Annotated in this window: 1 protein-coding gene; it reads left to right on the forward strand. The window is 71.8% G+C overall.

The annotated features are described in order from the left end of the window. Window positions 1-740: aldehyde dehydrogenase family protein (locus MY526_RS26955; RefSeq protein WP_436705494.1), on the forward strand; the 740-nt coding region annotated here is incomplete at both ends.

Consider the following 740-nt stretch of genomic DNA (forward strand, 5'->3'; position numbering starts at 1 on the left):
GTGGGGGCCAACATCGACCGCTACCGGGGCTATCCGCGGATCGTCGGGGAGACCGGCGGCAAGGACTTCGTCGTCGCGCACCCCTCGGCCGACCTGGACGTGCTGCGCACCGCGCTGATCCGCGGCGCGTTCGAGTACCAGGGGCAGAAGTGCTCGGCGGCGTCGCGCGCCTACGTGCCGCGCAGCGTCTGGACCCGGCTGCGCGACGACCTGATCGCCACCACCGAGGCGCTGCCGATGGGCGACGTCACCGACTTCAGCAACTTCCTGGGCGCGGTGATCGACCGCAAGTCGTTCTCCAGGTTGTCGGGGGTGCTGGACCGGGCCACCGACGATGACGCGCTGAGCGTGGTGGCCGGCGGCAAGGCCGACGACAGCGAGGGCTTCTTCGTCCGGCCGACCATCATCGAGGGCACCGACCCCGGCCACGAGGTGTTCCGCACCGAGTACTTCGGCCCGGTGCTGGCGGTGCACGTCTACGACGACGCCGACTACGACACCGTGCTGACCCAGATGGAGTCGGTCGCGCCCTACGCGCTGACCGGCGCGGTGATCGCCGAGGACCGGGCCGCGATCGCGCACGCCCAGCGGTTCCTGCGGTTCGCGGCGGGCAACTTCTACGTCAACGACAAGCCCACCGGCGCGGTGGTCGGCCAGCAGCCCTTCGGCGGCGGCCGCGGCTCGGGCACCAACGACAAGGCCGGCGCCGCGCAGAACCTGCTCCGCTGGACCAGCACCCG

Source organism: Geodermatophilus sp. CPCC 205761, from assembly GCF_051383655.1.
Classification (GTDB): Bacteria; Actinomycetota; Actinomycetes; order Mycobacteriales; family Geodermatophilaceae; genus Geodermatophilus.